The sequence below is a fragment of the Pseudoteredinibacter isoporae genome (assembly GCF_011602085.1).
Lineage (GTDB): Bacteria > Pseudomonadota > Gammaproteobacteria > Pseudomonadales > Cellvibrionaceae > Pseudoteredinibacter > Pseudoteredinibacter isoporae.
The window spans coordinates 1,399,778-1,412,437 of the sequence record NZ_JAAONY010000001.1 but is presented as its reverse complement, the minus strand read 5'-3'; the positions used below and the strand labels follow the sequence as shown (position 1 = coordinate 1,412,437).

Below are 12,660 nucleotides of genomic sequence, written 5' to 3'. Positions count from 1 at the left end.
TTAAGATAATTAATAGCGCTTATGAAAATTGCAATTTGGGGTAATGAATTAATCGCCTGGACCGCAGCGGCCTGTTTTGCCGAGATGGGCAATGAGGTGTTGTTTACACCCTTGTTTTCCGGCGGAGACAACAGCGAGTCTGCCAATCTCGATCATGCACCAGCCAATGTAAAAGAAGAGCCCGGCCTGATCGAACAACTCCAACAACAGCAAGATAGCGGGCGCCTGCAATTTAGCGAAGTCACAACCGCAAGTATGGCCATGCTGCACTTTTTGGCCTTTCTCCCCAAACAGCTGACGTATGCGGAATCACTTTGCCACATGCTGGCCAAGGATAAAGAGCGGCAATTGATCGTGATGAATGCCAGCAACTTTGGCATTGGTGCCAGCGATAAGCTGCAAGCTTTCCTCAGTGGCAATCAACAAGTCATGGCCTACATCCCGGATCAATTACCAGCAGGTAGCGCGCTGGCACATTTTAAAAAGCCTGACCATTTGATTATTGGCTGTCAGCAGGAATGGGCATTAATGCACATTCGCGCCCTGTACCGTCCGTTCAGCCAAAATGTGAACAGCTGGCTGCTTATGAGCGCCCGGGAAGCGGAATACACTAAATTTGCTATTACCGGCATGCTGGCTTTGCGTCTGGCCTACATCAATGACCTCGCCAATCTGGCGGATGAAATTGATGTCGACATCGATATTATTCGTCAGGCCATGGGTAGCGACGAACGTATTGGACAACACTATTTAAACCCAGGCTGCGGCTTCGGTGGCGAACACTTTCCCCAGTACATTGAAGGCCTTGCCGGTACGCTCAGCCAAGCCAGAAACTCAAGCCTGCTCAGTACCGTACTGGAAGAAAATGAAAAACAAAAAGAACTGCCTTTTCGTAAGCTTTGGCGCCACTATGACTGCAATTTGCAAGGCAAAACCATCAGCATTTGGGGGCTGGCCTTTAAGCCCGGCACAGCGAGTATCAGCAACGCACCAAGCCTGAAAGTCATCGATGCTCTGTTAAATCAGGGATGTAAAGTACAGGTACACGACCCAATGGCCATGGCAAATATTGAAATGTATTTTGCCAAGCACCATCACAATGACCAATTGAGATTCTGCCAGAACGAAATGCAAGCGCTTGAGAACAGTGACGGTCTGCTACTGCTGACCGAATGGGCACAGTATTTCTCGCCAGACTATCAAACCATGCGCGACGCCATGAACACTGCCCTGGTTATCGATGGCCGTAATGTCTTTGACAAAAAGCTCATTGAAGAACTTGGATTTAGTTACTACGGCGTGGGCCGATAAATACAGCGCCGGTAATACGTAAATTATTTACACTGCTGTTTACGAACAATGGCGAGTGATTCCCAGGACGCTACACTTAATGTATAGCCCCGCAGACGGACGCTTGCCATGCCAATTCAAAAAGTCCACCTACCAAGCGAGGCCGAGCAACAACTGATTCGGCAAGAACTGGCTCGCTTTTGCAAAATACCCGGTGCCATGAATATCGAAAAGGCAGATGGATACTATACTGCCTTGCATTTGAGTCCCATTGATTACGATATTTCCGACTGGATCGAATGGCTCTGGGGTGGCGGAGACTTGCCCGCAGGTGGAATCTTTTATCGCAGCGACGAAATTTTTCAATTCTTCGCCTGCATGATTCAACACTGGAAAAATGTCCGCACCCGTCTTCAGGAGGATGATTTGTTTCTGCCCTTAACGTTTCTGGAACGCCCCAATGGAAGTCAATGGGCTCAGGGGTTTCTGCTAGGGACTCAACTTTACAGCAGGGAATGGCAAGATCATTGCAAAAACTCCGAACAAGACTTCGAAAATATTTTGCAAAGTCAGGCTTTTCTGGGGCATTGGGAAAAGCCCCCCGGAAAACAAACACAGGTCAATAATCTCAATCGACAACTCATCATTACGATCAATCAAATCAGGGAAGCCGTTTATCAGAAGATTATTGTTACTGACGAGAAGGAGCCGGAAAAAGGATTAAAAAAGCAGCGCTAAACCAGCCATTCGCCTAAGCGAAACCGCAAGCTGGCAGCTGCTTTACGCCAATCCTCTGACTTGAAAAATAAGCGAACAGATACTCGTTATGGTATCCGAATCATTATTCAAGCCTAGAGAACACCCTATTTCCCTTGGCCTTTTCCAAAGTCCTTTTTAGACATCTCCCTGGTTCATGCAATGAACCTTTTGAAAAATAATTCAAGCACTCATATCTGGCTTTTTTGCGCCATTGTCTATTTTTTTGAGCTTCAAATTACTCTCTTATGGCTTAAAGAATAAGCGAGAGATGAATGAAGTCTAAGTAATTAACTTGATGTGGGCAACACTATTAGTGTGAATCAAATCACGCTTTCACCCTAATTAGGGAAATAAACGACAAAACATGGATAAGGGGCTGGACAAAAAGACTTTTATAATCAGTGGCTATTTACGCTTTATTTTTTAATAACTGATTTTTCTTTACCCAGAGACAAAACTCCATCTTTTAACCGACACATTGTATCGACATCAAACGATGAATCCGGGTTCACCACGAACAAACGGCCAAGAAAATAAAATCGTACTTTGTTACTAAACAACTCAAATTAAAATCGATCGCTGAACATTAATTATTTTTCGAACGACCAAATGCTGTCACAGCACAGTGACGGGAAAGCAAGCTGACTTTTCGAATATCAAACTCGTTCTTAGCTTCAAGAGAACTGGCCATATTGAAAATTCCACCGCCTTGTTTAATTCGATAGATCTGCTCCTGTTGCCAATGGTAGTGGATAGGGTCGCCTCCGGAGACTTCCACCAGAAACTCCGACTCACATCGCACTTTCGCCCTCGTAATATCCGCCTTGCCTAACAACCCGATGCGCAGACTGAAATCACACTGGGTAATACGCTCCCGGGATCGCTGACAATTGAGCTGCTCCGTCTCCAGATTCAAGCGCACGGGATGCACCGCGTGAGAGGACGTAGTTTCAAGATGCGGAGTTGGAGTCTGCCGCTCTCCTTGAATAGAGTCGCTGTTGGTTTGAGTGTCTACCGGCTTGCTTTTCGTGGCCCGCCCCAATCGCTGGGAGATTGGATCGATAGTGATATGCCCCGAACGAATCCAGGCACGCTGTTGCATGTTCGCATCGGGGAGAAAATCGCTGAAACTGATTTCTGTCCAGCCGTCCTGGACGCGAAGCCGATTGATAATCTGACCTCGTTGCAGCTGGCCAACGCGCGGGAATTGCACGCCAGGGCCTTGATACACATTGACCACATCCGCAGTAACAGCGCCATATTCAGCCCCCAGGGCAGAACCCAACATCAATGCGCTTGACCAAGCGATCAGCTTTGCATAAAAGACACTGCCGCTCAGAAATCGAAAGAGACAATGCTTCCAGTGTACTCGTTCCGCGATTGGCATACGGTTTCCTTGCCACGCCAGGCCTTTGAATTCAAAACCGTGCCGGGCATATGCTACCTGCAGCCCGTCGTTATTTTAATTTAACCCCGTCCGTAGTCGTCCTGCAAGCGTACAATATCATCCTCACCGAGGTAAGAGCCAGATTGAACCTCAATCAATTCCAAAGGGATTTTGCCGGGGTTTTCCAGGCAATGAACCACGCCGATGGGGATATAAGTGGATTCATTTTCACTGACCAGTAAGGTCTTGTCGCCATTAGTCACCTTCGCCGTACCGCTGACTACAATCCAATGCTCCGCTCGGTGATGATGTTTTTGCAGACTCAGTTTTGCACCGGGATTTACGGTAATTCGTTTTACCTGATAACGCTCACCCGCATCGATAGAATCGTATTTTCCCCAGGGGCGATACACTTCCCGGTGCTGTACATGCTCGCTGCGCCCCTGCTGCTTAAGCTCGCCAACAATATCCTTAACTTCCTGAACGCGGTTTCGGTCAGCCACTAATACCGCGTCTTTGGTATCCACAATCACAAGATTGTCCACACCAATGGTAGCCACCAGCTTTTCCTCGGTAATCACAAAATTATTGTGGCTGTCTCGATCAATCACATCCCCCTGATGGACATTGCCATGTTGGTCTTTTTCCTTAATATCCCAAAGGGCCGACCAACTACCCACATCACTCCAACCAGCATCCAATGGCAATACCACTGCCTGATCGGTTTTTTCCATAACCGCATAATCAATGGAATCATCCGGGCAGGCCTCAAAGGCCGTTTTATTGATGCGCAAAAAATCCAAATCGGCACTCAGGTTTTGGGAGGCCGCTTCGCAGGCCTGATAAATATCCGCTCGATATTCTTTCAATTCTTCCAGATAGCGATCTGCCCGAAATAAAAACATTCCGCTGTTCCAAAGGTATTCACCGCTGGCCAGGTATTGTTCGGCAGTCGCCAAATCGGGCTTTTCAACAAAAGCATCAACTTTATAAGCCTCAGCTTGGGCTTCACCCTGACGAATATAGCCGTAACCTGTCGCCGGGCTATCCGGTACAATTCCAAAAGTCACCAGTTTTCCATCGCGGGCAATAGGTAAAGCCTGCTGGACTACGCGTCGAAATTCCGAGCTGTTTTCAATTACATGGTCTGCCGCCAATACCAATAACAATTGATCGCCGTCACCACGCTGTTGAGCCCGAAACGCCGCCAGTGCGATAGCTGGGGCAGTGTTGCGGCCGACCGGCTCCAGTAAGATTTCAGCTTTTTTATTCAGCTGACGAAGATGTTCCGCGACCAGAAAACGATGTTCTTCATTCGTGATGATGGTGGTCTGGCTTTCCGATAAACCGTGCAGACGCTGGATGGTTTCCTGCAACATACTATTATCGCTGTTCAGGTTCAGGAATTGCTTGGGGTAAGCCGTACGCGACATAGGCCACATGCGGGTTCCGGAGCCACCTGCCATGATGACGATGTTCAAAGCTGCTGACATGAAACAAGCCTTTTAATAAGAATACATTTGCGACCTTCGCTATCTCTCGGGATTCGCGCGCCTCGATATCCGGCACCGAAGATGAACTCAGGCAATATGGAGTAAATCTAACATTTAAGGCGGGAAAGCCCAATGGCCGAATCCGCCGAAAGGGCTTGTCATTTTGCGGCGCGCTTTGAACACGGGCCGGCTATATCAACGATTGTATCCGACGGAATCAGATCACCATTTCAGCCGCACGGAAAATGGCACGTGCCTTATTCATGGTTTCCTTCCACTCCAGCTCAGGCTTGGAATCGGCGACAACGCCGGCCCCCGCCTGAACATACAAGGTTTGATCCTTGATCACTGCCGTACGAATGGCAATGGCGGTATCCATATTTCCATTCCAGGAAAGATAACCTACAGCGCCACCATAAATGCCGCGTTTTTCCGATTCCAGCTCGTCAATAATTTCCATGGCCCGTATTTTCGGTGCGCCGGATAAAGTGCCCGCAGGCAAGGCTGCGCGCAATACATCCATGGCATTCAAGCCTTCGCGCAACTGCCCGGTCACATTGGAAGTGATATGCATAACGTGGGAATAGCGTTCCACCACCATTTTATCGGTGAGCTTTACACTGCCAATTTCCGATACGCGTCCTGCATCGTTACGCCCAAGATCAATCAGCATCAGGTGTTCCGCAATTTCTTTAGGATCATTCACCAGATCCTGCTCCAGCTCCAGATCTTCTTCTGGAGTTTTACCTCGACGACGGGTTCCCGCAATCGGACGAACCGTCACTTCATTATTTTCCAAACGCGCCAGAATTTCCGGGCTGGAGCCCACGACATGGTGATCACCCAAATCCAGAAAATACATATAGGGGGATGGGTTCAAACTGCGAAGTGCTCGATAGAGATTCAGAGGCTCAGCTTCGAAAGGCAGGGACAAACGCTGTGATACCACCACCTGCATGGTATCACCGCTCAAAACATAATCTTTGATTTTATCGACAGCCCGCTGAAAGTTTTCTTCACCAAAACTCGAACGAAATTCGGTTTCGGTATCCCCCCGAGCTTCCAAAGACATGGAGGCAGTCGCAGGTGTCGCCCCCCGCAATCGTTTTTCCAGTGCTTCAAGGCGTTGTTCTGCCTCCTGCACTGCGGCTTGATCTTTGTCGTGCTCGCCGGAAATTTCAGCGTGATTAATCAAGATAATTTTTCCCGAAAGATTATCAAAGACAAGAATCTCTTCAGAAACCATCAGCAAAATATCGGGTGTCCCAATGGTATCTTCATTGACTAGAGGCTTTAATTTTGGCTCTACATAACGCACACAATCATAAGCAAAATACCCCACCAAACCGCCCGTAAACATAGGTAAGCCTGGAATTTCCGGACTGCGATAACGGGCCTTGAATTCTTCGACAAAGCTTAAGGGATCAGCCAAGTTATGACTTTCGATCAATTCCCCGTGACGATGTACGTCGACCCTATCGCCCCTGGCAGTCAGTATGGTTTGAGCAGGCAAACCCAGAATCGAGTAACGTCCCCATTTCTCACCACCTTGCACTGACTCAAAGAGATAACTGTAGGGCCCCTGGGCCAGCTTCAAGTAACTGGAGAGGGGGGTATCCAAATCGGCCAGCACTTCACGCTGCACAGGTACGTGGTTATAGCCCGCCTGGGCCAGCGCTGTTAAATCGATAGAACTCATGATATTGCCTTGCTATGTATTCCAGCGCTAACACATTGCCGCCTTAGGCCAGCATAGGTTTTACGCTGTCTCACCGCGATTTGAATTGCGGCTAAATAATTAATATGTAAATGATTTTTGAGAGGTGCAAAGATGCTTGCGAACTTTGCAAAAGATTCGCTTAGGGGCGCCATCGCCAGCTGAGGGCGTGGTTATTGGTCTGCATAGGCTTGTTCACAGCCCGGGCTCCTTGAATGCTTTGGGATTGCATTTCGATATGTTGGCGGGCAGTTTACTGACTTTTGAGCCTATTGACCAGACTTGGAAATGTGATTGGAGGCAAGAAGGTTGTTTGGAATATTTTGCCGCGCCTCTGTTAGCTATCAGGCCCAACAGAGGCGATACAGGCTTACGTGAGTCAATGCATAGCGGATTTGGGCCTCGCAAGTTTTGTAATCTTATCCCAATCACCGTCGATCAGTGCTTGCTTTTTATTGCGGTCCCAGGCCTTTATTCGGCGCTCAGAGCGTTTGGCTTCTTCCTGAGTGGGAAATTGATCCTGATAAACCAGTTTCACTGGCAATCGTTTATAGGTGTAACAGCGGGTATCAACCGCCTCGTTTATTTCATTCAATCGCGCTTCCAGATTATCAGTATGGCTGGTGTAAAAACTGCCATCGGCGCATTCGAGAATATAAACAACATAAGACATAGTATCCGTCCTTGCTCGCTCTTCAATGGATAACATGCCGGACTTACTGCACTGCTTTTCCGGGAAAATTAATTGCCCTGAGAATCTATTCACATCCCTGATTTCTTCTCGGTGACAATTTAGGTATATCAAAAATTTTTAGCTTGCGTTGTGCAAATTGAGCGAATGGTCGGATTCGAAGTAAAAAACCTTACTTGTAACCAAAATCAGGTTTTTAAATATCATAGAGAAGTTTTAAGTGCCACCACACTTCCGCGCAGAAAAATACGCACTAAAGACATTAAAAAATAATATGAAGACGAAGAAATTAAACGTTTTGCGCTAAAGACAGATTAGAAACCACACAATTCGGTTGCCAGTTTTGTACCGGGACACCATTGCTGTAGCCATAATTCACCGCTACAACTTTTACTTCAGCCGCTTGCGCTGCATAAATATCAGCTTTGGAATCACCCACCATGACAGAATCCTGCGCAGATACCTTGTAAAAATCGAGAGCATGTTGCAGAGGCAATGGGCTGGGCTTTTTTTCAGGCAGGCTATCACCTCCAAGCACGAGACTAAAAAAGTGATCAATACCCAGACCTTTGAGAATTGGCCAAGTCAATGCAATGGGTTTATTAGTAATGACGGCGAGTTGAATATTTTGCTCAAACAACGATTGCAAACTTTCTTTTACACCGGGATAAAGAACAGTCTTGTCGATGGGTGCTTGCTGATAAGCCTCCAGAAACTGCTGCAAGTACTGTTGTAATTCAGGCTCAGGCAACCGATCCGCTTCATTTTCATATTGCTCAGGCGACAAAGCCCCTGCATCACCATGGTGCACCCAAACCAAAGCTCGACGCACCAAACGTTCAGCGCCATTTCCTACCCACTGCCTGACCTTTGATTCACCCGCCAGAGGCAGACCGTTTATCGCCAGCATGCTATCAAGCGCAGCGGCAATATCGTAGGCACTGTCCACCAGCGTGCCATCCAAATCGAACATGACTAACTTGGGTGGCGTATGAAAATCAAGTGCTTGAAAAATATCAGGATGCATAACGGGAAGTTAAATATTTTAAGAGCCTAAGAATGATCAGCAAGCGCCGAACAGATCGTTACAGAGAAGATGCCCGTGAAAGCGTATTTTCACGGGCAGAGTCACGTCGACCTATTACAGCAAGCCCAGGCTGGCAAAGAAATCGCGCAAGGCTTTTTCTTCTCCGCGCTCCCAGGCTTTTAAGGCAGCGGTACCGATAATGCCCATATCAGCATGCTTGGCAAGGAACTCCAGATCTTCTTTCGCAGACACACCAAATCCCACACCAATGGGTACTGGAGAAAGTGTTCGGCACTTGTCGAGAAACTCGCCAACCTCGGCATCCATTTCCGTTTTACTGCCGGTTACACCACGACGGGCCACCACATACACAAAACCGTCAGCAGCTTCAGCGATCGTTTGTAAACGCTCATCGGTATTCGTAGGAGTCATCAAGACAATCGGGGCAATATCCTGCGTCTTGGCATAATCATGCAAAGGCTTCGCTTCTTCGAGTGGCAAATCCGGCACAATAAAACCGCAACCACCCGCAGCTTTCAGGGCATCAACAAAGGCCTCATGGCCCATTTTAAAAACAGTGTTGTAATAACCCATCATCAACACTTTAAAATCAAAGCGCTGACTAACCTTCGCCATAAACTCAAAACACTGTTCAACGGTAACACCACTTTCAACCGCGATTTGATTGGCCTTTACAAACAAAGGACCATCGGCCGAAGGCTCGGAAAACGGAAACTGCAATTCCACGAAATCCACTCCGGCTTCCGCCATGATTTCGAGTTCTTTCAGGTTGGCTTCAAACGAGGGGTAACCGCATACCACATGGGTCATCAGCAGCAAGTCTTTATTTTGCTTGCGGCTGGCAATGTATTCATTAAGCGCCATAGTGCTCGGCCTTTGTTTTAATAAATGATTTCCAGTGATCGTCATCCAACGCATCGGCAACGGTGAAAATATCTTTGTCACCTCGACCGGACTGGTTAATCAGAATCACTTCATCCTTGCTCATCTTGGACGCTTCTTCGATAGCGCGAGCAAAGGCATGGGAGCTTTCAAGCGCAGGAATCAAACCTTCGGTTTTCATGCACAACTTCAGGGCTTCGGTCACTTCGGCATCGGTGACGGCTTCAAAGCGAACACGCTTCTGTTCCCACAGATGAACCAGTGCTGGGTTTACGCCGATGTAGTCCAATCCGGCAGCCACCGATTTGGTGTGCAGCATATTGCCATCTTTGTTTTGCAGGAAGTAGGTTTTAAACCCCTGGGCCACACCAACGCTGGCATCTTTATAAGCCAGTCGGGAAGCGTGATTACCCTCACCGGGCCCTAAACCACCAGCTTCACAACCGACCAATTCAACAGCTTGGTCATCCAGGAAACCCTGGAACAAACCCATGGCATTGGAACCACCACCAACGCAGGCAAACACTCGATCCGGTAGCTTGCCGGCAATTTTCTGGATCTGTCCGCGAGCTTCACGGCCGATAATGGATTGGAAATAACTCACCATTTCAGGGAACGGATGCGGGCCCGCAGCCGTACCCAGGACATAATGTGTGTCGTGCATATTGGTCACCCAATCACGCAGGCATTCATTAATAGCATCTTTCAAGGTTTGCTGACCATCTTGAACAGCCACAACCTCGGCGCCAAGGTTTTCCATCCAAAAGACATTCGGGCGCTGGCGAGCAACATCGACCGCCCCCATGTAAATTTTGCAATCAAAACCGAATCGCGCTGCCATGGTTGCCGTCGCAAAGCCGTGCTGGCCAGCACCGGTTTCTGCGATAACCCGGCTTTTACCAATGCGCTTGCAGAGCAAACCCTGGCCCATCACATTGTTAATCTTGTGGGAGCCGGTATGGTTAAGATCTTCACGCTTCACATAAATCTGGGCGCCGCCCAGCTTGGCCGACAAATTGGCCAGATAACTGACCGGTGTCGGGCGACCGGAATAGCTTTGCATTAATTGCTCGAACTCTTGCCAGAAGCTTGGGTCGTGCTTGATATCCTGAAAAGCCGCTTTCAGCTCTTCAATCGTGGTGGTCAAAATTTCAGGCAGAAAACAACCGCCGTACTCCCCATAGTAGCCTTCGCGGCCGGGTTCGAAATCAAATAAATCCATAGTGCTATTACTATCGTTAATGGTTGCTATCGTGCAGGCAGGTTGTACCGACGGTTAATTCCACCGCAGCGAGGCGGCCAATATCAGGACTGAAAAGGGCTGCTATGCTGGGGCTTCCAGCGGGGTACCTGGCGCAAAACAGGCCACATTATGGTTTTTTGCTGCGGTTGATTCAAGGGTATAGCGTGTTTGCCAAGCTTCTGCCTGCCTTATTCCATCAGGCACCGGGCGCATTTCAGACCAAAAATCAATCCATCAACAAGTCCAGGCTGAGCGTCACACTGAACAACATCATCAACAGGGCGGTTTGCCCCAGCTGCCGATTCAGCTCAGCACCTCGACGCCGATGGACCAGCCAGACCAAGGTTATCGTCGCCGGAAACAAGATATAGCTGTAACGAGTGGGCTGATGCAAGCTCAGCATCGCGGCCAGCAAGGCTAGTAACAGCATGGCGCTGTACAGATATTTACTGCCTCGCTCACCAAGATACGCCGCCAGAGTGTGTTTGCCCGCAGCCTGATCACTGACCCTATCACGCGTATTGTTCACCAGCATGATGGCCGCCGCCAACAAGCCCATGGCCAGAGCGGGCCAGATCAGCGAGAAGCTCAAGTAACCCAACTGAACATAAAAGCTTCCCAAAACGGCTACCGGACCAAAAATCACTAATACCGTTATTTCACCCAAGGCGTTATGGGACAGTGGGGCTGGCCCTGCGCTGTAAGCCATTACCGCAAGCACACACAAAAGCCCCAACACCGATAGATAAATGTGGCTATGCCAAAGCAACAATAAACCGGTTAGAATGCCCAAACCAAGGAATATCAGGTATGCCCTGTGGATTATTTCGGGGGATAACAGCCCCTGCTCGCTTAAGCGCAGAGGGCCCAAGCGCTGAGCACCATCCACACCCGAGACAAAGTCATAGTAGTCATTCGCCAGGTTCACAGCGATTTGCAGACTCAGGGCACAAGCGAGAATAAGAAAGGCCAGGCCAGGATTAAAAAGCCCCTGACCACGTTGAGCACTTTGGCAGATTTCCTGCAAAACCAGCACCTGTCCAAGCAATACTGGCGCGATGGATATCAACAGGGTTTTGGGGCGTATAGCGGCCAACCAGAATTGTAGTTGCATAATAACCGGATAAAATATGGCAGGAGCCTATTTTTGGACGTACTTACCGTAAACAAAATCGTCTTACCCATTATGCTGGCACTGATGATGCTCACAATGGGGCTTTCCCTGCAAAGGGTGAATTTTCTTGAGCTGATGCGCCAACCCAAAGCACTTGCACTGGGTGTCACACTGCAGCTGCTTATTCTACCGCTATTGGCCTGGCTGATCATTCTCATCTTTAAACTACCGGCCGAATTGGCCGCCGGTTTGCTGCTCATCAGCTTAGCGCCCGGGGGGGCATCTTCAAATGCGATCAGTTTTCTTGCCGATGGCGACGTCGCCCTATCGATTGCCTTAACCTTGATCAGCTCCGTAGTAGTGCCGCTGTTGTTACCCATCATGCTGCTCTGGCATTACAGTTTTCTCGGGATGTCCGCCGAACCTTTCCAGATTCCGATTTTGCCCACCATTACCCAGCTCTGTCTGGTTTCCCTGTTCCCGATTGCACTGGGCATGTTGTTACAACATATCTTTCCACAGATTTTTTTACCGCAACAAAAGCGACTTCAAAAAACCACAGGGCTTATATTGGTGGTCCTGATTGTGTTGATGGCGTGGACTAACCGCCGAGAATTGATGGAGATCGCCGAGACCGCCAGCTTCTTACTACTCTGCCTCTGCGCTCTGGCCTACTACTGCGGCATCTTTCTGGGCCGCCTGTTTGGATTGAGTGGCCAACAGCAGCGTACACTGGGCATTGAAACCGGCATTCAAAACGCCGGCATTGCCATGATGGTGGCCGCTACGCTGATGGACCGCCCGGCGCTGGCCATGATCGCTCTCTTTTATGGCATTGGAATGAATCTCCCCGCACTGCTGATCATCGCACAAATTCGCTGGCGCAAGTCAGCTGCCTACAAGACGAGCTAAAGGTCAATACAGAAATCACGGGATCTGCCTTCTATATTGCTCGTCTAAACCGATGCTTGACCTATTCGGTTTTGAAATGCAACCAGCTATGGTACTTTCTGCGTCGACTAATTTGAGGAATATT

General features: G+C 48.7%; 11 protein-coding genes. 3 read left to right on the top strand and 8 right to left on the bottom strand.

The window, feature by feature from the left end; translation table 11 throughout:
- Positions 1-21 precede the first annotated feature (21 nt).
- Together G8768_RS06220 and G8768_RS06215 are read left to right on the top strand one after the other, a co-directional pair.
- The gene (locus tag G8768_RS06220) at positions 22-1,311 is read left to right on the top strand and encodes a nucleotide sugar dehydrogenase (RefSeq protein WP_166849769.1); all 1,290 of its coding nucleotides are present in this window, start codon (positions 22-24) and stop codon (positions 1,309-1,311) included.
- A 108-nt stretch (positions 1,312-1,419) separates the two neighbouring features.
- Positions 1,420-2,028 (top strand): YecA/YgfB family protein, encoded by a 609-nt coding sequence (locus G8768_RS06215; protein WP_166849771.1) that lies wholly within the window; start codon positions 1,420-1,422, stop codon positions 2,026-2,028.
- 607 nt (positions 2,029-2,635) lie between these two features.
- On the opposite strand, the gene G8768_RS06210 is transcribed toward G8768_RS06215, so the two are convergent.
- From G8768_RS06210 to menA, 8 genes are all read right to left on the bottom strand, one after another.
- The gene (locus tag G8768_RS06210; RefSeq protein ID WP_166849773.1) at positions 2,636-3,436 is read right to left on the bottom strand and encodes an SH3 domain-containing protein; all 801 of its coding nucleotides are present in this window, start codon (positions 3,434-3,436) and stop codon (positions 2,636-2,638) included.
- 80 nt (positions 3,437-3,516) lie between these two features.
- Positions 3,517-4,929, bottom strand: coding sequence for a mannose-1-phosphate guanylyltransferase/mannose-6-phosphate isomerase (locus G8768_RS06205; protein WP_184679355.1), 1,413 nt, complete (start codon positions 4,927-4,929; stop codon positions 3,517-3,519).
- 217 nt (positions 4,930-5,146) lie between these two features.
- Positions 5,147-6,628: an anthranilate synthase component I gene (gene trpE / locus G8768_RS06200; protein ID WP_166849776.1), complete on the bottom strand. Its 1,482-nt coding sequence runs from the start codon at positions 6,626-6,628 to the stop codon at positions 5,147-5,149.
- Positions 6,629-7,025: 397 nt separating this feature from the next.
- Positions 7,026-7,412 carry a GIY-YIG nuclease family protein gene (locus G8768_RS06195; protein WP_208020081.1) on the bottom strand — a complete coding sequence of 129 codons (387 nt, stop codon included), beginning with the start codon at positions 7,410-7,412 and terminating at the stop codon, positions 7,026-7,028.
- Between the two features lie 214 nt (positions 7,413-7,626).
- A complete protein-coding gene (locus G8768_RS06190) occupies positions 7,627-8,364 on the bottom strand; it encodes a phosphoglycolate phosphatase (RefSeq protein ID WP_166849779.1) in 738 nt (245 codons plus the stop codon).
- Between the two features lie 114 nt (positions 8,365-8,478).
- On the bottom strand, positions 8,479-9,249 hold the full coding sequence (gene trpA, locus G8768_RS06185) for a tryptophan synthase subunit alpha (protein ID WP_166849782.1): 771 nt from the start codon (positions 9,247-9,249) through the stop codon (positions 8,479-8,481).
- Positions 9,239-10,489, bottom strand: a complete 1,251-nt coding sequence (trpB, locus tag G8768_RS06180) for a tryptophan synthase subunit beta (protein ID WP_166849785.1) — start codon at positions 10,487-10,489, stop codon at positions 9,239-9,241. Before trpB ends, trpA begins: the two co-directional genes overlap by 11 nt.
- Positions 10,490-10,736: 247 nt before the next feature.
- The gene (menA, locus tag G8768_RS06175) at positions 10,737-11,624 is read right to left on the bottom strand and encodes a 1,4-dihydroxy-2-naphthoate octaprenyltransferase (RefSeq protein ID WP_166849788.1); all 888 of its coding nucleotides are present in this window, start codon (positions 11,622-11,624) and stop codon (positions 10,737-10,739) included.
- 33 nt (positions 11,625-11,657) lie between these two features.
- On the opposite strand from menA, the gene G8768_RS06170 reads away from it, so the two are divergent.
- Entirely contained in the window at positions 11,658-12,536 is an 879-nt protein-coding gene (locus G8768_RS06170) for a bile acid:sodium symporter family protein (protein WP_166849791.1), read from the top strand.
- Positions 12,537-12,660 lie beyond the last annotated feature (124 nt).

Coding starts and splice junctions, on each gene's coding strand:
- G8768_RS06220 (WP_166849769.1), top strand. CDS start 22: ATGAAAATTGCAATTTGGGGTAATGAATTAATCGCCTGGACCGCAGCG.
- G8768_RS06215 (WP_166849771.1), top strand. CDS start 1,420: ATGCCAATTCAAAAAGTCCACCTACCAAGCGAGGCCGAGCAACAACTG.
- G8768_RS06210 (WP_166849773.1), bottom strand. CDS start 3,436: ATGCCAATCGCGGAACGAGTACACTGGAAGCATTGTCTCTTTCGATTT.
- G8768_RS06205 (WP_184679355.1), bottom strand. CDS start 4,929: ATGTCAGCAGCTTTGAACATCGTCATCATGGCAGGTGGCTCCGGAACC.
- trpE (WP_166849776.1), bottom strand. CDS start 6,628: ATGAGTTCTATCGATTTAACAGCGCTGGCCCAGGCGGGCTATAACCAC.
- G8768_RS06190 (WP_166849779.1), bottom strand. CDS start 8,364: ATGCATCCTGATATTTTTCAAGCACTTGATTTTCATACGCCACCCAAG.
- trpA (WP_166849782.1), bottom strand. CDS start 9,249: ATGGCGCTTAATGAATACATTGCCAGCCGCAAGCAAAATAAAGACTTG.
- trpB (WP_166849785.1), bottom strand. CDS start 10,489: ATGGATTTATTTGATTTCGAACCCGGCCGCGAAGGCTACTATGGGGAG.
- menA (WP_166849788.1), bottom strand. CDS start 11,624: ATGCAACTACAATTCTGGTTGGCCGCTATACGCCCCAAAACCCTGTTG.